This window comes from Sphingomonas sp. CFBP8993 (assembly GCF_034044895.1).
In the GTDB taxonomy this organism is placed as follows: domain Bacteria; phylum Pseudomonadota; class Alphaproteobacteria; order Sphingomonadales; family Sphingomonadaceae; genus Sphingomonas.
In genome coordinates this window covers 37,656-60,360 of the sequence record NZ_JAXCWU010000011.1, presented here as the reverse complement: position 1 = coordinate 60,360, position 22,705 = coordinate 37,656, and the positions used below count along the sequence as shown (strand labels likewise).

The window sequence follows — 22,705 nt, the reverse complement described above, 5'->3', positions numbered from 1 at the left end:
GCGAACGGTGCGCCCGCCATACCCGTCACACCACTCGACGAAGGGGGTCCCTTTTGCACGCCGATAAGGGGTCCTTTTTGGACGCCGATTGACACTTGATACAACTGGCAAGTCTGCCATTCTCGATAGCCTTGGTTGACGACCTGCCTCGAAACCGGCTCGGATGTTGAGTCTCTTGGGGGGTAAGCGTCGCCTGCATCATGGGAGATGAATCTTGCCGATCGAAACACTGGATCCAAAAAACTCCGTCCTTTTTCTTGGATCAGGCTTCTCGGCAGATGCAACCAACATCGCGAACGAGAAGCTCCCTGCCGGACAGCCCTTGTTGGAGCGGCTGGCTGAAGCGATCGGGGAATCTCCAAGAGACCACGATCTGAAGTCAGCAGCGGATGCCTTCGCGCACCGCTTCGACGTGAGTCTCTACGAAATTCTATATAATACTTTCACAGTTTCGTCCGTACTAGACTATCAGAGAGACATTCTCTCTCTCCCATGGGCTCGTATTTACACAACCAACTACGATGATATGATTAGCTCGGTAAAGGGTGGCTCCTATCCTATATTCACTTTCGATGATGACAGGCCCCGGACTCTGCCTCAATCTTTTGCGGTGCACTTGCACGGTTCAATACGAAAGGCGACAGAGTCTGACGTCGAAACGCAATTGATCCTAAATAGTCTATCCTACGATGTGATCACTCGCGACCATCCGACCTGGTTCTACGAGTTTCAACGAGATCGTCGAACCTTTGATGCCTGCTATTTCATGGGGTTCAGCCTAGGCGACCACCATATCACTGGATTGATGGCTGCAGGCGAGACGTCCGCGAGGCGGACTCACTTCATCACGCGCAACCCACCGAAGCAACAACTTGTGGAAAGAGCGCCACCGTATGGGGAAATCGTACCGATAGGCTTCGACGGGTTCGCCGATTTGGCCAAAACGCTTCCACCATCGCCCAAACCGGCTAATCCGCGATCTCTCGAATCCTTCAAGTTCCTGCAGCGAGGCATCGACGCAAAGCCGCTCGTCGATCCCACGCCGGTCGAAATCTTCAATTTGGTAACATTTGGCAACTTCAATCAAGGCCGTTTCTTCAACACCGTCCGCGATGATAGCTACGTGGCGAAGCGTTGGAAAAGCGTTGAGAGTGCACTCGCTCTTCTCAGTACTAATAAGACAGTGCTGATCCTCTCAAGGCTCGGGAACGGAAAGACCGTTTTTACGTCGATCTTGGCTCGAGACGCCAGCGAGAATGGCTACAAGTGCTATTTGTGGCGACGTGCCGGTAAACGCCTCGCACAAGACCTTGAAGTCATCCGAGCCGAAAGGCAGGCGCTTATCATCTTTGACGATTATGACGCCGCGATCGACAATATCGAGCGCGTCTCTGCGGGTGTGCCTGACGCGAAGTTCGTAGTGACGATCCGTACCGGGCAACAGGACGTGCGCCTGCATGAGGTCTTGACTAAACTCCCGCAGCCGATGAAGCGGATTAATCTTGATCTGTTCTCCGATGAGGACAAGAAGCATTTGCACAAACTCCTCGACCGTGCTGGCGCGCGAACGGGTCAGTTCGACGACATAATTAATAGCTCCCGAGAAATACGGGAAATCGTCACTCAGCTGTATAACCACGCGCAAATTCGAGAGAAAATATCCGACGGTGTCGCAAAAGCCTCCAGCGAGATGGTCCAGATCCTCGCACTCGCATCGCTCATTAAATGGGCTGGCGTTGAGCTCGACGATAGCGACTTACAGGAACTTGCCGAATGCGACGTCTACGGCGAACTGAAAAGATCTGGCGGTCTCGGCGCCGATTTTCTGAGCGGGGCCGACGATCGGGTCGAGATGCGTTCCGCGTTGCTCTCCGAATATCTCCTTCAAAGAATCTTGACGCCGAAGCAAGTTCTCGATGCCTGCTACACGATCACCACCACGTCTACGCGGCGGCGCGGGGAGCGCGTCCATCGCCTGCTAGCTGGCGTACTAATGAAGGATTCGACGCTCAAACGTTTCCTCAAGTTTCATGCGGGTATCGATCAAACTTTGGACAGGCATTATACGCGCCTGTCCAATGACATGGCGGTAAATGACGAGCCACTCTTTTGGCTGCAGTACGCAATTTTCATGAAGAGGACTGGCAAGGTCGCGAAGGCCCGGATGTTCCTAACTACCGGATATGATCGGGCAAGCAAAATTCTTGGATTTAAGACCTACCAATTAGACACCCAAGCATTGAGTATTTACCTTCTTGAAGAGGCAGGAAGCAATTCTCCTACGGTTGAAGGTTTGGATGATATTCTTATTTCCATTAAGCTAGTGTCGGATATGATTTCTGAACAAAGTCATCGCCAATATGCCATAGAGGTCCTCGGTGAAATTCCGGCGTTCATCGACGCCCGTCAGCATGCACTTGAAAACACAGAGAAGGTTGCGCTAGTTTTTGAGCTCAATCGCACAAGCATCACCTTAGCGGCTCTCCCTGCGGAAGATAGGGCTTATTACGGCTCGGATATTGTGCGCTCGAAGTTGGAACAGGCGATTGCAAAGCTAGTTCAAACTACGTGACGTAGAGATTCGTATACGATAGCCGCCGAAGGCGGGGCTGCCCTGAAGTTTCACATAACGTGAATGGCCGGTTTCACATGAATGGCCGGTTTCAGCGGAAGCTGTCGTTGCTGCGGCAGTATTGGCAAGACTGGCTCTGGTCGCTTACCGCCATTTGAAGGTGTTCAGGTGGCGGCATTTCACTCGAACCGCTTGACCCAGTCTATTTGGGCGCTCGCTTGAACCAGCGCTGCCCAGTCGAGAAACGACCAATCGACTTTATGAAGTTCGCGGTTCAGGATCGTCAGGCGAACGCCCTGACCGTATTTGCCGCCGACCGTGGTCGCGGCATGGCCGCAAATCTGGTCGACGATCCGCTCCAGTACGTTGGCTTCCAGTGCAAGATCCTTGAAGCCGTGCCGGAAGCTGTGAAAGACCAACCGGGCATCGGTCGATACGTAACGGTCGATGATGCGGTTAGCAGTGCGCGAGGCTTCCTTCGTCCGCTTGCCGAAACCGTTGGGAACCAGATCGGGGAATAACCGGGTGTGTCCAGCCTTCTTCACCGCGTCGATATAGCTGTGAAAGCCCAGCTCGATCAGCTTGGCATGGACCGGTACGAGTCGGCGTGAGGTGGTCGTCTTGATCGACTTGGCGTCATCGCTGGGGCCGGCGGCATAGTCGTCGATGTCGATATAGGTGATGGCACCGTCGGTCTTCACATCGGCGACCATAGCCTGGCCGACTTCCTCCAGCCGCGCGCCGGTCGTGAGGCCGAGGAGGAACAGCCAGTACAGCGTCATGTCGCTGACCAGCCGATCATGCTTCCACGTCGCGGGGGCGGTGAACAGCGGGCTGGCGAACAGCCGTTGCAGTTCCTGTTCCTGGAAGGTCTGGCGAGGGGCGGCGCCAGTCTTGGAATAGCCGAGGATCGGCACGTCGCGGCCCTCGTTGCGGCTGATCCACTTCTGGCCCTTGGCGAAGCTCAGCAACGCCTGGATCGCGCCGACGCGCTTTTTCAGCGTCGCCGGACTGATCCGGGGCGTATCGGAATGCCGATGGCGCTCGAGGCGCTCGGTGAAGGTCAGTTCGCGATCTGCGCGTGGCATGGAGGCGGGCAGATGGGCTGCCTCATCACGGTAATCGAGCAAATCGTTGTTGACGATTTCCTCGACGGTGATGTCCCCCAAAAAGTCGATGAAATCGCGGGTTGCGCCTTCATATTCATGCGCGCTCTGTAGTGAAGGCTGCATCACGGCCTGCCAGTCGGCGAACAAATCCATCAGGCGAAGGTCGGGCCGCAGACGACCCGACGTCGGTCGACGCTTGCGGGCCTTTGGAGCTTCAACAGGGACCGCGTCGAGATAGGCATTGATCGCCGCATCGATACCGCTGGGCAGCTCGGCGACGCTTACATCATTGTGGCGGGCAATCTGGTCGACGACCCGACCGATCTGTTCGGCTCTGGCATCCGATCGGAAGTTTTCGTTGCCCCAGCGCCAGATCGTCCCAGGCGGGTGGCCTTGAACCGGCTTGCGTCCGGGATGATCGCGGAAAAGCGCGGCGTTGTTCGCCAGCGCCCACCATTGCTGATCGCTCAGAGGGCTGGGGGAACTGCATCCGGTCGGCGTTGCGTTCCACAACCCACGGTCTAGCTCCAGCCGGGCAAGCAGCAGACGTTCAATGCCATCGAGACCGCCGGCCTTCAACTCGGGGCCTTGAAAATACGCCGCGACCAGTTCGTCGGCACGGTGCGTGCGGACGGGCAGGGGCTGCCCGTTGCCTTCAGCCGGGCTCGCGCCTCTTCGAACCGCTGTTCAAGTGCGGCGTTGGCTTGGAGGAAGAGCACCGTGGCCTCGCTGCCATTCTTGGTGCCCAGCGATACCTTCCACAACGCCTTGCCGTCGAATGCGGGGCGCAGCTTTTCGGGAATCTGTCGGCGCAGGTAATAAACGCCGGTCGAAGGGTGTTTCCAGGGTGTCGCCATAAGGGCCATTTCAGTGCTCGCTGTACCTGTGCGCTGTACCAGCGAGCGGCAAAGAATGGCTTAATCGCGCAATTCTGCGCTCTTGAGCGCATATGGTGACCCCTACGGGAATCGAACCCGTGTTTCAGCCGTGAAAGGGCCGCGTCCTAACCGCTAGACGAAGGGGCCGCCGGGTGGCGTGGAGGGGCCTCTAAGGGAGGGTGTCGAAACCGTCAAGCGCTTTTTTCAGTCGGCCCATGCGGCGTCGTCGATATGCAGTTCGGCGACGTCGCGGCCCGACCAGTCGTCGACCTTGGCACGGCCCGCCAGCCACAGGCGGCGGCTGCTTCCGGCGCCCAGCAGGGCCTGGCCGAGCACGGTGTCGGCCTGGCGGAAGGCCATGGCCTTCAGGCTGCGTCCGTCCGCGCCCGCGACGATCGCGCGGACATGGTTGGTGCCGACCAGATCGGCCTTGATCACGCGGAAGGGGCCGGCGGCGATCCGGGGGGCGGGCCAGCCCATGCCATAGGGGCCGCCCGCCTCCATCGCGCCGACCAGGCCCGGATTGACCCCGCCGGGGGCCAGGACCGCGTCGACCAGCAGCGCGCGGCCCGCACTGGCGCGCACGACCGCCTCGGCCAGCCGTTCCTCCAGAAAGTCGGCAAACTCGGCGATCCGACCCGCCTCGATCGTCAGGCCCGCCGCCATGGCGTGTCCGCCGCCGGCGATCAGCAGGCCGTGTTCCTTGGCGGCCAGGATCGCCGCGCCCAGATCGACCCCGGTGATCGATCGGCCCGAGCCCTTGCCCAGCCCATGTTCGTCCACCGCGATGACGATGGCGGGGCGGTCGAGCTTTTCCTTGAGCCGTCCGGCGACGATGCCGATGACGCCGGGATGCCAGCCTTCGCCGGAGACGACCGCCACCTGTCGGTTGCGATCGACGGTGGTTTCGGCGACGGCCTGCACGCCCGCCTCGATCGCGCGGCGTTCGTCGTTGAAGTGGTTCAACTCCTCGGCGATCGCACGGGCCTCGACCGGGTCGTCGGTCGTCAACAGGCGGACGCCCAGATCGGCGCGACCGACCCGGCCGCCCGCGTTGATCCGCGGGCCCAGCGCAAAGCCCAGGTCGGAACAGGTCGGCGCGCGGGTCAGACGCGCGGCCTCGGTCAGCGCGGACAGGCCGACATTGCGCCGCTGGGCCATGACCTTCAGTCCCTGCGCGACGAAGGCGCGGTTCAGGCCCTTGAGAGGCGCGACGTCGGCCACCGTGCCCAGCGCGACGAGGTCGAGCAGGTCGAGCAGTCGCGGCTCGGGCCGATCGGCAAAGAAACCGCGCGCGCGCAAAGTGCGGATCAGCGCGGCCCCCAGCAGGAAGCACACGCCCACCGCCGCCAGATGGCCGTGCGCGGCCCCCTCGGTCTCGTCCAGCCGGTTGGGATTCACCACGGCATGGGCGAGGGGAAGCTCGGTCGCGCATTTATGGTGGTCGACCACCAGAATCTCGATGCCCGCCGCCTGCGCCGCCGCCAGCGGTTCGAAGGCCTGCGCGCCGCAATCGACGGTAACGATCAGGTTCGCTCCCTCCGCCTGGAGGCGGAGCAGCGCGCCCGCCGTCGGGCCATAGCCCTCGGTCATGCGATCGGGAATATAGGGGCGGGCGTTCAGGCCCAGGTCGCGGAGCAGCCGGACCATCACCGCCGCCGACGTGGCACCGTCGACGTCATAGTCGCCGAAGATCGCCACGGCCTCGCCCGCGATCACCGCGTCGGCCAGGCGATCGGCGGCGCGGTCCATGTCGCGGAAGATCGATGGATCGGGCATGAAGCCCCGGATCGACGGCATGCGATGCGCCTCGATCGCGTCGGGTGGACAGCCGCGCGCCAGCAGCAACTGGGCGACCAGATCATCATGGCCCAGCCCGTCGCGCGCATCGGCGGCGAGCGCACGCCAACGCCAGGGTTGGCCCAGGATGGACTGGGCGATGCCGAGGACCTCGGTCATGGGCGGATCACGAAAAGCGGGAACGTCACGCGAACGCCATGCCACGCCGCATGGAGTCGCGACAAGAGCAGTGGGCGCCGCTTAGTGGCTGACCCAGTTGCCCTCGCGAAACCATTTGGTGATGACGTACTTGGTGCCCTCGACCACCGGCATCCCTTCATGGAGCGTCATCTCGTTGGGGCTGCCGTCGAGCTTCATGTTGTTCCAGGCCAGCAGCAGGCCGCGACGCGGAGCCACGCGGATGCCCGCCTGGGGAAACCAGGTCGCGCCGCCCTCCGCCACGTCGTTCAGATAGATCATCGCGGTCCAGGTCCGCTGTCCGCCATGGACGCGCACCCGTTCCCAATAGCTTTCGCTTTCATGGAAATAATCATGATGCGCGCGAAACTGCTGGCCCGGCGCGTAGCGCTGTCCCTGCATCGTCTCGCCCTGTTCGGGCGCGATGCCGAGGAGGGCCGCGATCGACTCGTCGATCGGCTGCACATCGGGTGACCAGCGGGCCATGTCGCAGCTTTCCGACGTGCGAAAGCCATAGTCCGGCCGGTCGGACAACAGGGTCGAGGGCCGCCGGTTGGAGTCGATCATCGCCATCAGCGCGTCGCATTGTCGACCGGTCAGGAAATCGGCCTGATAATAGATCTGCGCCGTGTCGGTCGCCACGCGGGTGACGGCCGGATTGGCGTCGAGATGCTGGCCGACGGTCGCCCCGAAGCGAGCGCGGACGGGGGAGGCGGCGGGATTGCCCTTCGGCTTCCTCGAAAAGAACGACATGCTGCCGATTTGCGATGGCCGCGCGCCAAACACAAGAGGGGAGGGGATGCCATGGTCCCCTCCCGTCCCGTCCAACGCGTCACCAGAAGATGTCGTACACCACGTCGACGACCAGGCCGCTGCGCACATCGACCAGGATCGCATCGTTGTAATAACGGACCCAGCGATACGCGCCGTAGGCGGGCGGCAGGCGATAGGCGAACGGATCGTCCAGCCAGTAATTCTGGCCGAAGAACATCGGCTCCAGGATCACGCCGCTGGAAAAGCGCTGATAGCCATAGCCGCCGCCCGGCCCGTAATAGCGCGGCAGGTGATAGGCGCCCCGGTTCAGCGATCGCCAGCCCATCCAGTCGTAACGCCGGTCGCGCCGCCAGCCGCGGTTCCATTGATCCGCCCAGTTGCGCCGCTCGGCGAAACCATAGGATTGATCGCCATGGTCGCGCCAGTCGCCATTGTTGCGGCGGAAGCGGTCGCGCTCTTCGCGTTGGCGACGCTCGTCGTCACGCCAGCGTTGGTCCTGGCGCTGGTCCTGCCATTGCTGGCCACGGTCGCCACGCCATCCGTCGGGCCCCCGATCCTGGCGGTAGACTCGCACACCGCTGGCCCCCGGATCGGGGCGCGGCATGGGCGCAGGCCTGGACTGGTCGCGCCAGCCGCCGCGATTGCCCCCGGAATTCCCCCATGCGCGCTCCTGGCCGGGAACGGGCGCGGGGGACGGCTCGGGTCGGTCGCGCCAACGCTCGCCGCGCCCGCCGCCGTCGCGCGGGTCGATGCGCGGTGCGGCCTGTGGTGGGCGCGGGGCCTCGGCATGGTCCGGGCGAAAGGCTGGACGGTTTTCGGGGAAGGATTCGCGGTTGTTGAACAATGGCCGCCCCTCGCTGCGCTCCAGCCGTCCGGCCGGCCCACCGGGCCCGCCCGGCCCGCCACGCGGCGGGCCACCCTCTGGCCGGGCGCGCGGGCCTTCATCCATCCGCAGGTCCTGTGCACGTGCCGCCGCCGGGGTCGCCCCCGCCACCATCGCCGTCGCCGCCAGCAGAGCCGCCATCCAACGCCTGTTCATCATCGCTTACCCCATGTGTCGGCGCACGAGCCGACCCCGATCATGAGACCGGTTCTGCCATGCGCGCGTTGAGCGGTTGCTGAACTGGCCTGTCAGCAATGTGAAAGAATCATGGCGCGATCATGCCCGTGAAAGCGGGCCTCAGCGCTCCTCGGGCATCGCCCCCGGCACCAGCGCGGGGACGGCACGGGCGGCGTCGGCGGGATCGGTGCCGGGCATCGGGGCGGCGGGAATGGTTTCCTCGCCGCGGCCTGCGCGGGCGGCGCGCTGGATGGCTTCGACCAGACGGGGGTAGATGCCGCAGCGGCACAGGTTCGTGATCTGCGCGCGGATCATTTCCTCCGACGGGTCGGGATGCTGGCGGATCAGCGCGGCGGCGGCCATCACCATGCCGGGGATGCAATAGCCGCACTGGCTGACATTGGCCGCCAGGAAAGCCTGCTGCACCGGGTGCGAGCGGTCGCGGGACAGGCCCTCGATCGTGGTGACGACGCTGCCCTCGATCCGGCCGATCGATACCTGGCAGCTTCGGACCGCGCGGCCGTCGATATCGACCGTGCATGCGCCGCAATCGCCGGTGCCGCAGCCATATTTGGTACCGGTCAGGTTCGACGCATCGCGCAGCGCCCAGAGCAGCGGCGTGTCGGGCGGCAGGCGATAGCGGACGGGCTGGTTGTTGACGGTGAAGCTGGACATCGCGAAGCCGGGCTTAGCCGATGCGCGGGGCGGGTGCTACCGACCCAGCAACGGCGCGGCACGGTCGAGCGACAGGTCCGCGTCCGAAAACCGGATCGGCGTGCGCACGCCCGGCACGCTCGATCCGTCCGGCCGCTCGGGCTGGATGGCAAGGCCACGCGCCAAGATCTGCGGGTCGGCAAAGGCCTGTTCGACGGTGTTGATCGGCCCGGCCGGGACGCCGGCGGCCTCCAGCGCGGCCAGCAGTGCGTCGCGCGGCCAGCGGGCGGTGGCGACCTCGATCATTGGGGTCAGCGTGTCGCGATGTTCGCAGCGCAGCGCATTGGTCGCAAAGCGCGGGTCGTCGCCATCGATCCCGACCACCTTCGCAAAGCGCCGGAACTGCGCGTCGTTGCCGACGGCCAGGATGAACCAGCCATCGCTCGCCGGGAAGGCGGCATAGGGGACGATGTTGGGATGCGCGTTGCCCAGCCGCGTCGGTGTCCGGCCCGAGGCGAGATAGTTCATCGCCTGGTTCGCCAGTACGCCGGTCATCGTGTCGAGTAGCGCCATGTCGATCTGCTGCCCCCGCCCGGTGCGCGTCCGCATGTGCAGCGCCGCCTGGATCGCGATCACCGCATAGAGCCCGGTCATGATGTCGGCCAGCGCCACGCCGATCTTCTGCGGCGCGCCGTCTGGTTCGCCGGTCAGGTCCATGATGCCGCTCATGCCCTGCACGATGAAGTCGTATCCCGCACGCGGCGCATAGGGGCCGTCCTGCCCGAAGCCGGTGATCGAGCAATAGATCAGGCGCGGGTTGATCGCCGACAGGCTGGCATAGTCCAGGCCATAGCGGGCGAGGCCACCCAGCTTGAAATTCTCGATCACGACATCGGCGTCGGCGATCAGGTCGCGGACCCTGGCCTGCCCCTCGGGTGTGGCGAAGTCGGCGACGAGCGAGGTCTTGCCGCGATTGGCGGCGTGGAAATAGGCCGCATCCCGACTGCCGTCCGGGTTGTCGATGAAGGGCGGACCCCAGCGCCGGGTATCGTCGCCCTCGGGGCTCTCGACCTTGATCACCTCCGCACCGAGATCGGCCAGCACCTGGCCTGCCCAGGGACCGGCGAGAATGCGGGCGAGTTCGACGACCTTCAGACCGGTGAGGGGGGCAGGTTTGGCCATCTAAATCCTCCCCAAGCTGTGCTTGGGGAGGGGGACCATCGCGCCAGCGATGGTGGAGGGGCACGACGAACCTGCCATGCCCCTCCACCATGGCCTTCGGCCACGGTCCCCCTCCCCATCGGAGATGGGGAGGACTTGTGTAATGCTCAAAACGCCGCGATCCCCGTGATCGCGCGGCCCAGGATCAGCGCATGGACGTCGTGCGCCCCTTCATAGGTGTTGACCGTCTCCAGGTTCACCAGATGGCGCATCACCTGATATTCGCCCGAAATGCCGTTGCCGCCATGCATGTCGCGCGACGCCCGCGCGATATCCAGTGCCTTGCCGACATTGTTGCGCTTGACGATCGAGATCATCTCGGGCGCGAACCGGCCTTCGTCCATCAGCCGCCCGACGCGCAAGGAGGCCTGCAGGCCCAGCGCGATCTCGGTCTCCATATCGGCCAGCTTCTTTTGGTAGAGCTGGGTCGCGGCCAATGGTCTGCCGAACTGCTTGCGGTCCAGGCCGTACTGGCGCGCCGCGTGGAAGCAGAACTCCGCCGCGCCCATCGCGCCCCAACTGATGCCGTAGCGCGCGCGGTTGAGGCAGCCGAACGGACCCTTCAGCCCCTCGACATGCGGCAGCAGCGCGTCCTCGCCCACCGCCACCTCGTCCATCATCACCATGCCGGTGATTGAGGCGCGCAAGGACAGCTTGTTGTCGATCTTGGGCGCGGACAGCCCCTTCATGCCCTTTTCCAGCACGAAGCCCCGGATCGCGCCGCCATGCGCCTCCGACTTGGCCCAGATCACGAAGACATCGGCGATGGGGGAGTTCGAAATCCAGGTCTTGGCACCCGACAGGACATAGCCGCCGTCCACCTTCTTCGCGGTGGTGCGCATGCCGCCGGGGTCGGAGCCCGCATCGGGTTCGGTCAGGCCGAAACAGCCGATCCACTCGCCGCTGGCCAGCTTGGGGAGGTAACGGTGCCTCTGTTCGTCCGAGCCATAGGCATGGATCGGATACATGACGAGGCTGGACTGCACGCTCATCATCGAGCGGTATCCGCTGTCGATCCGCTCCACTTCGCGCGCGATCAGGCCGTACGCGACATAGGATGCGCCAACGCCGCCATATTCCTCCGGGATGGTCGGCCCAAGCAGCCCCAGCTCGCCCATTTCGCGGAAGATCGCGACATCGGTATGCTCGTTCGCGAACGCTTCGATGATGCGTGGGGCCAGTCGGTCGTCGGCATAGGCGCGCGCGGTGTCGCGGATCATCCGCTCGTCATCGTTCAGCTGGTCGTCGAGCAGGAACGGGTCCGCCCAGTCGAACTTGCCCATCGGGGACATTGATCTCTCTCCTTATGTCCCCCGCTTCTCGGCAAGGCGGGTGGCTTTGTCCACCCCCGGCCGGGTCAGGTGGACGTCTTCACCGGCGGCGTAGGCACCGGGCGTATGAGCGGGGTCGGCTCGGGAACCGGAGGATTGGCCTTTAGGAATGTTTCCAGCGTGCCCATCATCGACGACCACCATTCGACCATATCATTGAAATTGGCGGGCGTGATGCCGCCGATGGTCGACATGTCATGGGTCAGGCGCAGATCGCCGTCCTTGGTGAGTGCCAGCTGTCCGAAACGCTGCTCGCTGTTCCACTTGTTGACGAACGTCAGATCGCGCCGCTCCGAAGGCGTCAGGCGCATCGAGAATTGCAGCGAGGCACATTGCTTGTGTACCTCGCAGTCATAGAAATAGATGTTGAATTTGTATCCGGCGGCGGCGCTGACGATCATCGGATCGCCCTGGTTGTCGGTATCGATGAGCCCCTGGTAGCCGGCGCGAAGCATTGCGCCGCCGACACTATTGGGTTCGCTGGCACAGATTAGATCCTTGGGGCAGGGGGCCGCATCCTTCGCCTCGGCCGCGCTTGCCCCGCCCGCGAGCATCATCGCCGCCAGCCACCACGTCTTCGTCATGCTTCATCCCCCCGGACAATCTGAAGATCCAAGGCTATCACGGCAGCATCGTGCTGCAAGCGCGTGGCGCGAAAAAAGGCCCCTCCCGCGGGAAGCGGGAAGGGCCAGTCTTTCCAACGCGCCAAAAGGGGGGTGGCGTCAGAGCTTGAAGCTGAGCGTCGCGCGCAGGTCGCGCCCGGACAGTGGTGCGAAGTCCTTGAGGACGCTGGCATGGCGGCGCGCGTCGACATCGAAGATGTTGTTCGCCGACAGGGTCAGCGTCGTCGGGTTCAGCGTGCCCCAGGGCTTGAGCTGGACCGAGGCGTTGACGAGCGTAAAGCCGTTGGTCGGCGTCTCCAGGCCCAGCACGCGGGTCTGGCGGAAGCTGCGTTCGACCTCGACGCGCGCGTTCACGCGGTCCGACTGCGCCTCGAGCCCGCCGAGCAGGCGCAGCGGCGGGATGCGCGGGGCAGGGCCGGTGCCGATGATCTGGGCATGGACATAGTCGCCGAGCAGGTCGGCGTTGATCGCGTATTTGCCCAGCGTGGCGAGGCGCAGCGAACCCTCCGCCTCGATGCCGTAATAGCGGGCATCGGCCTGCGCATATTGGAAGCAGGGCAGGTCGACCTCACGGCCCGACGGTGCGGCGGCGGCTTCGCACGGACCCTGCTGGACCAGCGCGTCATAGATGTAGTTGGAGAAGCGGTTGTAATAGGCCGACGCGTCGAAGCTATAGCCGTCGCCGTGACCGTGGACGGTCGCCTCGATGCCCCAGCTCGCTTCCTTCTTGAAGTCGGGGTTGCCCAGTTCATAGGCCTCGGTCCCGGCGTGCGGGCCGTTGGCGAACAGCTCTTCGGCCGAGGGGGCGCGTTCGGTGCGCGACAGGTTCAAGCCCGCCCGCCAGTCGGGGGCAAAGCCGTAGCTGGCGCCGATCGAACCCGAAAAGGCGTCGAAGTTGCGCTGGCCCCGGAAGAAGCGGTCGTCGGTGACGGCGGTGCGTGCGGTCAGCGAGGTATGCTCGAAGCGGGCACCCGCCTCCATCTTGAACGCGCCGCGATCCAGCTGTTGCAGGGTGAACAGGCCGACCTGCGCGGTGTTGTTGCGGGGCAGGAACGCCTCTTCGCCGCGCACGTCGAAGTCGCGGTTGAAGAACTGCACGCCCGACGCACCCTGCCAGCCGCCGCGCTTGGCCTGGACCAGCTCGAGGCGGCTTTCGATGCCCTTGTTGTAGAAGGCGGTGCCGACCTCGCCGGTTTCCTCCAGCTCGAAGTGGCGATACTCGGCGGCCCCGGCGCGCAGGCGGATGCGGTCCAGGAAGCTGCCGCCCGTCTCGATCTCACCGCGCAGGTCGAGGCGGTTCTGGACCAGGCTGAGGCGCGGGGCCTCCGGCTCCTCGCCGCCGGGCGTCAGATTGTAGCGGACCGGCACGCCGTACAGGCTGTCATAATGGCTGTAGGCGATGCCCAGCGAACCGGTGTCGGTGATCAGCGCGCCGCCCAGGCCTGCGGTCCAGGTCTCGCTGGCGGTGTTGGGCAGGCGACCGCGCAGGTTCGCGACCGCGCCGAAATCCAGCGGATCGTTCGGGGCCTGCGCGGCGGCGGCCTGCGCCTGGGCACGCGCGCGCGGGCTCAGGACATAGCCGCCGATCTTCAGGTCGTCGGTCTTCAGATAGGAGCCATCGGCGTGCAGCACGAACTGCTTGCCCACCGCGACATCGGCGGCCCCGGCCACCGATCGCTCATTGGCGGCCGAGCCATAGGAGCCCATGCCCGACAGGCGATAGCCGTTTTCGGGCACCGTGCGCGGGATGCGGGTGTCGATCACATTGACCACGCCGCCGACCGCCGACGAACCGAACAGCAGGGCGGAGGGGCCGCGCAGCACCTCGACCCGCTCGGCGAGAAGGGGGTTGATGACGACCGCATGGTCGACGCTGGTGTTCGACACGTCGATCGAACCGATGCCGTCGGACAGGACGCGGATACGCTCGCCCTGGAAACCGCGGAGCACCGGGCGCGAGGCGTTGGGGCCGAACGAGGTCGCCGACACGCCCGGCTGGCGCGCCAGCGTCTCGCCGATGGTCGGGCGGATCGAGCGTTGCAGTTCGTCACCCGTCACGATCGAGGTGCCCGCCAGCACATCGGCCTCGGACTGCTGGACCGGCGCGGTCACCACGATCTCGCGACCGCGATTGGCGGTGGGCGCGTTGGACTGGGCGACGGCGGGGGCCGCGAGCAGGCTGGCGAGCGCGGTGGCCGACAGGCCGGACAGGAGGACAGACTTGAACACGAACAGGGCTCCCGAGGAATGAAGCCCTGCTGCGTAGCGAGGTGATACAACATATCAAGCGAAAAATGACGCCTGGATGGCGTCGTCGTCATCCATTCGCCGCATCGAGACAGAGCAGCGCGCGCAGACGCCAGGCGTCGTCCACCGGCTCGACCGTCAGATCGGCTACGATGTCGCGCCCCATCGGCAGGTCGCGATCCGGCAGTTCCGCCAGCCAGGCGAACAGGGCCGGGGCGGCGCGCGCCGTCAGCCTCAGGGTGACGACGACCCCGGCGAACGTCGCCGAGGACCAGGGCGTGACGTCCTCCACCTCAAGCACGACCGGGCATCCGGCGCGCATCGCATCGCCGGACAGGATACGCGCCAGACGCTCGCCGCGATCGACGGGGCGGCGGATGCGATAGGGCGATTTCGGCTGCGCCGTCGCGTGATGCGCCGGGTGGAGCATAGGGGCTGCCGCGATCATGCTTGCGGCCCCCGGATGAAGGCGGCGACGCGGGCGATCATCTGCGTGCCCGGCTCGCGCCCCTTGCGCAGGTCGCTGACCAGCCGCGGATCATTGACCGCCAGTCGTCCGAATTTGGTTTCCGGCATATGCGTCGTTTTCAGATAGACTTCGATCAGCCTCAGCAATTCCATGGACATTCTCCCAAAGTCCGATTCCCGTTTGAATGTTCATGATCCGTTCTCATTTCCAACTTGTCTAGGAAAATTCCTATGCCTATATCATCGGCTATGACAGGCTCCGAGATCAGGACGGCGATTCAGGCGCTTGCGGCACAGGCGGGGGTCAGCCTCGCGGCGCTGTCGCGGATGCTGGGGCGCAACGAGGCCTATCTCCAGCAATTCGTGCAGCGGGGCACGCCGCGCGTGCTGGCGGAGGGGGACCGGCGGCAGCTGGCGGAGTTTTTCGGGGTGCCCGAAACGCGGCTGGGTGCTTTGCCTGAGGCGGGGCCGATGCTGATGCGACGGCTGGCGGTGGCGGCCTCCGCCGGGCCGGGCGCGACCGTCGACGGCGAGGTGATGCTGGGCGTCGAGGCGATCGACCGCCAACTGGCGCGCAGGCTGGGACTGCGCGACGGGTCGGCCTCGGTCATCCGGGTGCGTGGTGATTCGATGGCGCCGGGGTTGCTCGACGGCGATCATCTGGTGGTGGACCAGGACGATGTGCGCCCGACCGCGCGCGGCGGGCTCTACGTCATCCGCATCGGCGACGCGCTGCTGGTCAAGCGGGTCCGCGCCGGGGCGCAGGGATTGACGGCATCCAGCGACAATCCCGCCGCACCGCCATTGCCCGATGGACCGATCGCGGTGATCGGCCGCGTGGTGTGGCAGATGCGGATGCCGAATTAAGGCCGATGCCCCCTTTCTGCCCAACAGTGGAGAGGAACCGGAGACCCTATCGCCCGCGCCACCACAGTAGAAGCGCGACGGCGATGCCGATCGCCAGGCCGATCAGGACGCCCAGCGTGACCTCGCCGGTCGCCACGCCCCCGACGATGCCGCCGACCACACCCAGGGCGATGAAGATGCCGCCCGCAGGCCCGGTCGAAGCCGATGGCGGTGCTGGCGGGGAAACGGGCGGGGGCAGGGGATCAAGGGGATCGGTCATACCCCATCCTGTCACGGCGGACGCGATCCGGCCAGTCGCACCATGGTTGACAAGCCGCTAACCAGCCGCGGGGGGGCTCCATTCATAACCCCGGCTTAGTCGGACATTCGTTCCAGGCTCGTATTCGGGGTATACATGTACGATCACCGCGACTTCCGTCCCGTCACGCCGTTCGTCAGCGACAACGACGTGGCGACCGCGGCGGCGCTGATGAGGACGTTCGGCGAATCGGCGGGGGGCGAGGCGGCGGCGCGCGCGGATCGCAGCCGGGGGCTGGGCAACTATATCCATTTCTGTCGCTGGCGTCAGATCGAGCGGCTGATCGCGCTGCTGGCGCATGACGAGGTGTTCGGCACCATCCATTGAGGCCGGGGAGCGGCGCGCCGTCGTTGCGCGACCACCGGATCGGCAAATCTGTTCAAGCGAGGTGGCTTGGGGGTGTCGTTATCGCCTTCGCGCGGCTAGGGATTGCTGCATGATGGTCCGCGTCAGGCGGCCGTGCCGCTCGGCTGCCATCTTATGCATCGCAATGGGGGTGGGCGGCACGGGCTGGTCCGGCCGCGCCGTTGCGCAGGCCGCATCCGCCGCGCCCGGCAAGCCGCCCGCGCAGACCACGCCGTCGCCCGATGTCGACGATCCCACCATGCTCGACCCGACCGCACCGCTGGCCCCGCTGCCCGAGATCGGCGTCGCCTGGCCCGATCTGGCGACCGCGCCGGGCGATCCGGCGGGCGTCATGGCGGGACGCGTCGATGCGGCGGCCGAGCGGCGTTATCGCTGGCGGGTCGAGGGGATCGACGGCGCGGGTGCGCTCGTCCGCCAGCGTTTCGACCAGCTGTCCTCGCTCGATGCCAATGACGACGAACCCGCCAATGCCGCGCAGCTCGACCGGCGCGCACGAGAAGACGCCGCGCTGCTGACCAACTTGTTGCGCGGGGCGGGCTATTACGATGCGCAGGTCGCCACCCGGATCGAGCCGGGCGACCAGCCCACCGTCGTGCTGGAGGCCGTACCGGGCAATCTCTACCGGTTTGCGGGCATCACGCTGGAGGGGGTGCAGGCGGCGGGAGACAAGGCGCGGTCGCTGGAGACGGCGTTCGGTATCAAGCCCGGCGATCCCGTCAACGCCGACACGATCGTGGCTGGCGAGGCGCGACTGAAGGCGGCGGTGGGCGAGGAGGGCTTTCCCTTCGCCAAGGTGGCCGAGCCCCGGATCGTGGTCGACCGGGCGGAGCGTACCGCGACGCTGGACCTGTCGGTCGATCCGGGCTCGCCGCGTCGCTATGGGCGGATCGTCATGGCGAACGACAAGTTGTTCGACGCGGCCCATGTCCAGGACATTGCGCGGTTCCGACCGGGCGAGCCTTACGATTCCGCCGGACTTGACGATCTGCGCCGGGCACTGGTCCAGACCGGCCTCGTCTCGTCGGTCGATGTGAAGCCCGTGCCCGGCGCCACGCCCGAAACGGTGGATATCGCCGTGGCTCTCGAACCGGCACCGCCGCATACCATCGCGGGCGAGCTGGGTTACGGCACCGGCGAAGGCGCAAGCGCGACGATCAACTGGACCGACCGCAACCTCTTTCCGCCCGAAGGTGCACTGACCCTGCGCAGCGTGCTGGGCACGCGCGAACAGCTGGGCGCGGTCGTCTTTCGACGCAACAACTTCCAGGGGCGCGACCGGGTGCTGACGGCGCAATTCTCCGCCGCACACATCTTGCGCGATGCCTATGAGGCCAAGACGCTGTCGCTGTCGGCCGGGTTGGAGCGGCAGACCAACATCTTCTTCCAGAAGACCTGGACCTGGTCGCTGGGTGCCGAGCTGCTGACCTCGGACGAGCGCGACGTGATCGAGAGCACGGGCCAGCCGCGTCGGCGGACATTCTTCATCGGCGCATTGCCGACCAGCCTGAATTATGACGGGTCCGACGATCTGCTCAACCCGACGCGCGGCTTTCGCCTCGGCGGGCGGCTCAGCCCCGAACTGTCGCTCCAGGGCAGCGTCTTCGGCTATACCCGCACACAGGTCGACGCCAGCCTGTACCACCCGTTCGGCAAGCGGGTCGTGCTGGCCGCGCGGACCCGGCTGGGCACGATCCTGGGCGCGCCGCGCGACCAGATCGCCCCGTCGCGGCGTTTCTATGCGGGCGGCGGCGCGTCGGTGCGGGGCTACGGCTTTCAGGCGATCGGGCCACGCGACGCGAACAACGATCCGATCGGCGGGCGCAGCCTGGCCGAATTCTCGATCGAGGCGCGAGTGCGGACCTTCGGCAATTTCGGCATCGTACCGTTCCTGGATGCGGGCAACATTTCGACCTCGCCGCTGCCGCGCCTGACCGGCCTGCGCTTCGGCACCGGGCTGGGCGTGCGTTATTATTCCAATTTCGGCCCGATCCGTCTGGACGTCGGCACGCCGCTCAACCCGCAGCTCGGCGACAGCCGGGTCGCGGTCTATGTCTCGCTGGGGCAGGCCTTTTGAGCGACGCGCCCGAGCCTTCCCCGCCACCACGCGCGCGCCGTCGCTGGGGGCGGGCCGTACTGATCGCGGTGGCCGGACTGGTCGGCATCGTGCTGGCCGCGCTGGCGATCGTCGACACGTCGATCGGCCATCGCTGGGTCGCGGACCGGGTCGCGACCATCCGTACCGATACGGGCCTGCGCTTTTCGATCGGGCGGATCGACGGATCGCTCTATTCGGACATGCGGCTGGTCGACCTGCGGGTCTATGACTTGGATGGCCTCTTGGTCCGGGTGCCGCAGGCGCGGCTGGACTGGCGGCCGTTGAACTGGACGCGGGGGATGCTCGACATCCGGCGGGTCGAGGCACCGCTGGCGACGCTGTATCATGTGCCGCATACCCGGAAGACCGGGCGGCAGGGACCGATCCTGCCCGATTTCGATATCCGCATCGACCGGCTGCGGCTCGACCGGCTGATCCTGGCCGCGCCCGTGCTGGGCCGTCAGCGGGTGGCGTGGGTACAGGGGCGGGCGGATATCCGGAACGGCCGGGCGCTCGTCGCGATGGACGGGCTGGTGGCGGGGACCGACCGTCTGCGCCTGCGGCTGGATGCGCGGCCCGATCGCGACCGGTTCGATCTGGACGTCGTGGCACGCGGCGGCGCGGACGGCGTGCTGGCCCGGATGGTCGGGGCCCGTGCGCCCGTCGCGCTGGTCATTGACGGGGCCGGCCGCTGGTCGCGCTGGGACGGTCGGGCGCGGGCGACGATCGCGAACCGACGCGCGATGGCGCTCGGTCTGTCGGCGCGCGCCGGGCGCTATACGCTGTCTGGGGACGTCGCGCCTGCGCTGGTCCTGCAAGGGCGGTTGCAGCGTTTGACCGCACCGCGCATCGTGGTCGCGGGACAGGCCGATTTCACCGACCGGCGGCTGAACGGCGCGCTGGTCCTGCGCTCGCCCGCCCTGCGGGTGAGGGCACGCGGGCTGGTCGATCTGGGGGCCAATCGGTTCGAGGGACTGCGCATCGATGCCGCCCTTTTGCGGCCGAACGCGCTGTTCGCCAATATGAGCGGGCAGACGATTGCGCTGACCACGCGGCTGGACGGTGCCTTCGAGCGCGCGAGCTTCGCCTACACGCTGGCGGCGCGTCGCTTCGCCTTCGACCGGACGGGGTTCGAGGATGCGCGGGCGAGCGGCAGGGGGCGGTTGACCGGTGCCTGGCCCTGGATCCTGCCGGTGCGCTTCACGGCGCAGCGTGTGACCGGCATCGGCGATGTCGCGGGGGGTATCCTGCACCGCCTGTCGGTGGTGGGCAATTTGCGCATCACGCCGCGCGCGATCGACGGGCAGGGGTTGGTGCTGCGCTCCGACAAGCTGGCGGGCAAGCTGGCGCTGCGCATCGACCTGACCAATGGGCGCTATGACGTCGCGTTGAACGGCGCGCTGCAACGCTATCTGATCCCCGGTCTGGGCATCGTCGATGTCCGTTCGACCCTGAATGTGGTGCCGGGTGCTGATGGGCACGGTACGCGCGTCGTTGGCAAGGGCGAGGCGCAGGTCCGTCGGCTCGACAATGCGTTTCTCCGTTCGCTGGCGGGCGGCCTGCCGCATCTGACCACGGATGTGGAGCGCGGCGTGGACGGCGTGTTCCGCTTCCGCCGCCTGGTGCTGACCGGACCCGATATTCGCCTGACCGGCGAAGCCATAAGGCGGCGGGACGGGACGTTCCGCTTCGTCGGTGGCGGACGGCAGCGCAGCTATGGCCCGGTCCAGCTAGTGCTCGACGGCCGGATCGACCGGCCCACGCTTGACCTCAAACTCGCCGCGCCGAACGCGGCAATGGGGCTCAGCGGGGTGACGGCGCATCTCGATCCGACCGATCAGGGCTATGGTTTTCGCGCGGCCGGTGGTTCCCGGCTGGGGCCGTTCCAGGCGAGCGGGGCGATCCTGTTGCCGCGTGGACAGGCTGCGGTGATCCAGTTCAACCCGCTGCTCGTCGCGGGCGCCCGCGCCACCGGGGCGCTGACCGTCGCCAAGGGGGGCTTTGACGGGCGGCTCGACGTAGCGGGGGGCGGCGTGTCGGGCGAGTTGCTGTTCCGCCCCGTAAACGACGTGCAGCGGGTCGAGGCGCATCTGGCGGCGCGTCAGGCGCAACTGGCGGGCGTGACGGTGCGGCAGGGGCGGCTGGACCTTGTCACGTTGCTCGATCCGGCGGGTGCGTCGGTCGAGGCGTCGGCCAGGGCGCAGGGGCTGCGGCACGGCGCCCTCAACATCGCCCAGATCAACGGCACCGCCCGGCTGCGTGGCGGTACGGGCGAGGTGCGGGTCGGCATCTCCGGCACGCGTGGTCGCGCCTTCACGATCCAGACCGTGACCCAGGTCACGCCGGGCCGCTTCGTGGTGAACGGGCAGGGGACGCTGGACCGTCGTCCATTGCAACTGCTGTCGCCCGCGATCGTGACGCGCGAGGACGATGGCTGGGTCTTGGCCCCGACCCGGTTGAGCTTTGCGGGCGGCGAGGCGAAGCTGGCCGGGCGGCAGGATGCCGATGGGACCGAGGTCCAGGCCAGCCTGACGCGGATGCCGCTGGCCGTGCTTGATATCGGCTATCCGGGCCTCGGCTTGGGTGGTTCGGCGACGGGCACACTCACCATCCGCCAGGGGACGGGTGCGCCGACGGGCAAGGTCGACCTGACCATTCGCGGCCTGACCCGGGCGGGCCTCGTCCTCAATTCGCGGCCGATCGACATGGGCGTGGCGGGGCTGTTGTCGGCCGACCGTCTGGGTGTGCGCGCCGTCATGGCCTCGGGGGGCAAGACCATCGGGCGCGCCCAGGCGCTGATCGTGCCCGGCGGCGCAGGCGACTGGGCCGCGCGGATGCAGGCGGGGCGACTGATCGCGCAGCTGCGCTATGCCGGGCCCGCCGACACGCTGTGGCGCCTGACCGGGGTCGAGATGTTCGATCTGTCGGGCCCGGTCGCCATCGGCGCGGACGTGACGGGATCGCTGAGCCAGCCGGTCATTCGCGGTGCGGTGAAGGCGGTCGGTGCACGGATCGAAAGCGCCACAACCGGCACCGTCCTGACCGATGTGCAGGCCAGCGGTCGCTTCGGCGGATCGCGCCTAGTCATCGACCGGTTCACGGGCCAGGCGGGCAAGGACGGCCGGGTCAGCGGCACCGGGCAGTTCGAGTTTGCAGCGGCCAACGGCGTCGGCCTCGACCTGTCGCTGAACGCCGCCAATGCGGTCATGATCGCCCGCGACGATATCGGTGCGACGGTCACCGGGCCGCTGACCATCCATTCCGATGGCGCGGGGGGCACGATCTCGGGCGACGTGGTCCTCAACCGCAGCCGCTATCGCCTGGGCCGGGCCACGGCGGCGACGGCGGTGCCGCAGCTTAACATCCGGGAGATCAACATTCCCGGTGGCGGCGAGGAAGACGACGTGCCGCGAAAACCCTGGATGCTGGCGATCCAGGCCAGGGCCCCGAACGGCCTGATCGTCTCGGGCCTGGGCCTGAACAGCGAATGGTCGGCGGACCTGAAGATCGGCGGCGCGCCCGACAATCCGGCGATCACTGGTCAGGCGACGCTGATCCGCGGCGATTATGAATTTGCCGGTCGCGAGTTCGATCTGGCGCGCGGCGTCATCCGTTTCGGCGGAGAGGTGCCCGCCAATCCCGCGCTCGACATTGCCGCCAACGCCAATGTTCAGGGGCTGAGCGCGACGATCCGCGTGACCGGCACCGCGTTGAAGCCCGAGATAGGCTTTTCCAGCACGCCCGCACTGCCCAATGACGAATTGCTCTCGCGTCTGCTCTTCGGCACCTCGATCGCCAGCCTGTCCGCGCCCGAGGCGTTGCAGCTGGCCGCGGCGGTCGCCGCACTTCAGGACGGTGGCCGCGGGCTGAACCCGATCAATGCGGTGCGGCGGGCGGCGGGGCTCGACCGGTTGCGCGTCCTGCCCGCCGACGTGCAGATCGGCCGCGCCACCTCCGTCGCGGCGGGCAAGTACATCACCCGGCGTTTCTATGCCGAGATCATCACCGACGGGCAGGGTTACTCGGCCACCCAGATCGAGTTTCAGGTCACGCGCTGGCTGTCGCTGCTCTCCAGCATTTCGACGCTGGGGCGGCAGAATGTGAACCTGCGGATATCCAAGGACTATTGAGGCGTTGCCCCGCCCGAACCCGCGAACAGGAGATG

Annotated in this window: 18 protein-coding genes and 1 tRNA gene; 5 read left to right on the top strand and 14 right to left on the bottom strand. The window is 66.3% G+C overall.

Features of this window, described 5'->3' with window-relative positions:
* Positions 1–214: 214 nt before the first annotated feature.
* Positions 215–2,572 (top strand): SIR2 family protein, encoded by a 2,358-nt coding sequence (locus SOM26_RS17320; RefSeq protein WP_320453955.1) that lies wholly within the window; start codon positions 215–217, stop codon positions 2,570–2,572.
* Positions 2,573–2,751: 179 nt separating this feature from the next.
* Here the strand turns inward: SOM26_RS17320 and SOM26_RS17315 are convergent, their stop codons facing one another.
* From SOM26_RS17315 to SOM26_RS17255, 13 genes are all read right to left on the bottom strand, one after another.
* Entirely contained in the window at positions 2,752–4,260 is a 1,509-nt protein-coding gene (locus tag SOM26_RS17315) for a site-specific integrase (protein WP_320453954.1), read from the bottom strand.
* Entirely contained in the window at positions 4,257–4,547 is a 291-nt protein-coding gene (locus SOM26_RS17310) for a DUF6538 domain-containing protein (protein ID WP_320453953.1), read from the bottom strand. The genes SOM26_RS17315 and SOM26_RS17310 overlap by 4 nt, the downstream gene beginning before the upstream one ends.
* A gap of 84 nt (positions 4,548–4,631) precedes the next feature.
* Positions 4,632–4,706 (bottom strand) — tRNA-Glu (locus tag SOM26_RS17305).
* 57 nt (positions 4,707–4,763) lie between these two features.
* Entirely contained in the window at positions 4,764–6,518 is a 1,755-nt protein-coding gene (recJ, locus tag SOM26_RS17300) for a single-stranded-DNA-specific exonuclease RecJ (RefSeq protein ID WP_320453952.1), read from the bottom strand.
* Between the two features lie 81 nt (positions 6,519–6,599).
* Entirely contained in the window at positions 6,600–7,289 is a 690-nt protein-coding gene (locus SOM26_RS17295) for a 2OG-Fe(II) oxygenase (protein WP_320453951.1), read from the bottom strand.
* 79 nt (positions 7,290–7,368) lie between these two features.
* Positions 7,369–8,334, bottom strand: coding sequence for an RcnB family protein (locus tag SOM26_RS17290; protein ID WP_320453950.1), 966 nt, complete (start codon positions 8,332–8,334; stop codon positions 7,369–7,371).
* Positions 8,335–8,490: 156 nt separating this feature from the next.
* Entirely contained in the window at positions 8,491–9,045 is a 555-nt protein-coding gene (locus SOM26_RS17285; RefSeq protein ID WP_320453949.1) for a (2Fe-2S)-binding protein, read from the bottom strand.
* Positions 9,046–9,081: 36 nt separating this feature from the next.
* Positions 9,082–10,206 (bottom strand): CaiB/BaiF CoA transferase family protein, encoded by a 1,125-nt coding sequence (locus SOM26_RS17280; protein ID WP_320453948.1) that lies wholly within the window; start codon positions 10,204–10,206, stop codon positions 9,082–9,084.
* A gap of 146 nt (positions 10,207–10,352) precedes the next feature.
* Entirely contained in the window at positions 10,353–11,537 is a 1,185-nt protein-coding gene (locus SOM26_RS17275; protein ID WP_320453947.1) for an acyl-CoA dehydrogenase, read from the bottom strand.
* Between the two features lie 65 nt (positions 11,538–11,602).
* Positions 11,603–12,160: a YbjN domain-containing protein gene (locus tag SOM26_RS17270; RefSeq protein ID WP_320453946.1), complete on the bottom strand. Its 558-nt coding sequence runs from the start codon at positions 12,158–12,160 to the stop codon at positions 11,603–11,605.
* Positions 12,161–12,298: 138 nt separating this feature from the next.
* On the bottom strand, positions 12,299–14,428 hold the full coding sequence (locus SOM26_RS17265) for a TonB-dependent receptor (protein ID WP_320453945.1): 2,130 nt from the start codon (positions 14,426–14,428) through the stop codon (positions 12,299–12,301).
* Between the two features lie 88 nt (positions 14,429–14,516).
* Entirely contained in the window at positions 14,517–14,894 is a 378-nt protein-coding gene (locus tag SOM26_RS17260) for a hypothetical protein (protein ID WP_320453944.1), read from the bottom strand.
* Complete coding sequence (locus tag SOM26_RS17255) at positions 14,891–15,067, bottom strand: hypothetical protein (RefSeq protein WP_320453943.1); 177 nt, start codon at positions 15,065–15,067, stop codon at positions 14,891–14,893. Before SOM26_RS17255 ends, SOM26_RS17260 begins: the two co-directional genes overlap by 4 nt.
* Before the next feature lie 96 nt (positions 15,068–15,163).
* Here SOM26_RS17255 and SOM26_RS17250 point away from each other — a divergent pair, with 96 nt between their 5' ends.
* Positions 15,164–15,781: a S24 family peptidase gene (locus SOM26_RS17250; RefSeq protein WP_320453942.1), complete on the top strand. Its 618-nt coding sequence runs from the start codon at positions 15,164–15,166 to the stop codon at positions 15,779–15,781.
* A gap of 46 nt (positions 15,782–15,827) precedes the next feature.
* Here SOM26_RS17250 and SOM26_RS17245 read toward each other — a convergent pair whose 3' ends face one another.
* A complete protein-coding gene (locus tag SOM26_RS17245) occupies positions 15,828–16,040 on the bottom strand; it encodes a hypothetical protein (protein WP_320453941.1) in 213 nt (70 codons plus the stop codon).
* Positions 16,041–16,175: 135 nt separating this feature from the next.
* Between SOM26_RS17245 and SOM26_RS17240 the strand changes: the two genes are divergently transcribed.
* The 3 genes from SOM26_RS17240 to SOM26_RS17230 all read left to right on the top strand — a co-directional run bounded on the left by SOM26_RS17240 (position 16,176) and on the right by SOM26_RS17230 (position 22,670).
* Positions 16,176–16,406, top strand: a complete 231-nt coding sequence (locus SOM26_RS17240; protein ID WP_320453957.1) for a hypothetical protein — start codon at positions 16,176–16,178, stop codon at positions 16,404–16,406.
* Positions 16,407–16,515: 109 nt separating this feature from the next.
* Complete coding sequence (locus tag SOM26_RS17235) at positions 16,516–18,519, top strand: autotransporter assembly complex protein TamA (protein WP_320453940.1); 2,004 nt, start codon at positions 16,516–16,518, stop codon at positions 18,517–18,519.
* The gene (locus SOM26_RS17230) at positions 18,516–22,670 is read left to right on the top strand and encodes a translocation/assembly module TamB domain-containing protein (protein ID WP_320453939.1); all 4,155 of its coding nucleotides are present in this window, start codon (positions 18,516–18,518) and stop codon (positions 22,668–22,670) included. The genes SOM26_RS17235 and SOM26_RS17230 overlap by 4 nt, the downstream gene beginning before the upstream one ends.
* The last annotated feature ends 35 nt before the right edge of the window (positions 22,671–22,705 follow it).

What these genes read in the sequence shown, in the direction of transcription:
- SOM26_RS17295 (WP_320453951.1), bottom strand. Translation starts at nt 7,289, where the DNA reads ATGTCGTTCTTTTCGAGGAAGCCGAAGGGCAATCCCGCCGCCTCCCCC.
- SOM26_RS17280 (WP_320453948.1), bottom strand. Translation starts at nt 10,206, where the DNA reads ATGGCCAAACCTGCCCCCCTCACCGGTCTGAAGGTCGTCGAACTCGCC.
- SOM26_RS17290 (WP_320453950.1), bottom strand. Translation starts at nt 8,334, where the DNA reads ATGGCGGCTCTGCTGGCGGCGACGGCGATGGTGGCGGGGGCGACCCCG.
- SOM26_RS17260 (WP_320453944.1), bottom strand. Translation starts at nt 14,894, where the DNA reads ATGATCGCGGCAGCCCCTATGCTCCACCCGGCGCATCACGCGACGGCG.
- SOM26_RS17270 (WP_320453946.1), bottom strand. Translation starts at nt 12,160, where the DNA reads ATGACGAAGACGTGGTGGCTGGCGGCGATGATGCTCGCGGGCGGGGCA.
- SOM26_RS17235 (WP_320453940.1), top strand. Translation starts at nt 16,516, where the DNA reads ATGATGGTCCGCGTCAGGCGGCCGTGCCGCTCGGCTGCCATCTTATGC.
- SOM26_RS17285 (WP_320453949.1), bottom strand. Translation starts at nt 9,045, where the DNA reads ATGTCCAGCTTCACCGTCAACAACCAGCCCGTCCGCTATCGCCTGCCG.
- SOM26_RS17275 (WP_320453947.1), bottom strand. Translation starts at nt 11,537, where the DNA reads ATGTCCCCGATGGGCAAGTTCGACTGGGCGGACCCGTTCCTGCTCGAC.
- SOM26_RS17245 (WP_320453941.1), bottom strand. Translation starts at nt 16,040, where the DNA reads ATGACCGATCCCCTTGATCCCCTGCCCCCGCCCGTTTCCCCGCCAGCA.
- SOM26_RS17240 (WP_320453957.1), top strand. Translation starts at nt 16,176, where the DNA reads ATGTACGATCACCGCGACTTCCGTCCCGTCACGCCGTTCGTCAGCGAC.
- recJ (WP_320453952.1), bottom strand. Translation starts at nt 6,518, where the DNA reads ATGACCGAGGTCCTCGGCATCGCCCAGTCCATCCTGGGCCAACCCTGG.
- SOM26_RS17255 (WP_320453943.1), bottom strand. Translation starts at nt 15,067, where the DNA reads ATGGAATTGCTGAGGCTGATCGAAGTCTATCTGAAAACGACGCATATG.
- SOM26_RS17250 (WP_320453942.1), top strand. Translation starts at nt 15,164, where the DNA reads ATGACAGGCTCCGAGATCAGGACGGCGATTCAGGCGCTTGCGGCACAG.
- SOM26_RS17310 (WP_320453953.1), bottom strand. Translation starts at nt 4,547, where the DNA reads ATGGCCCTTATGGCGACACCCTGGAAACACCCTTCGACCGGCGTTTAT.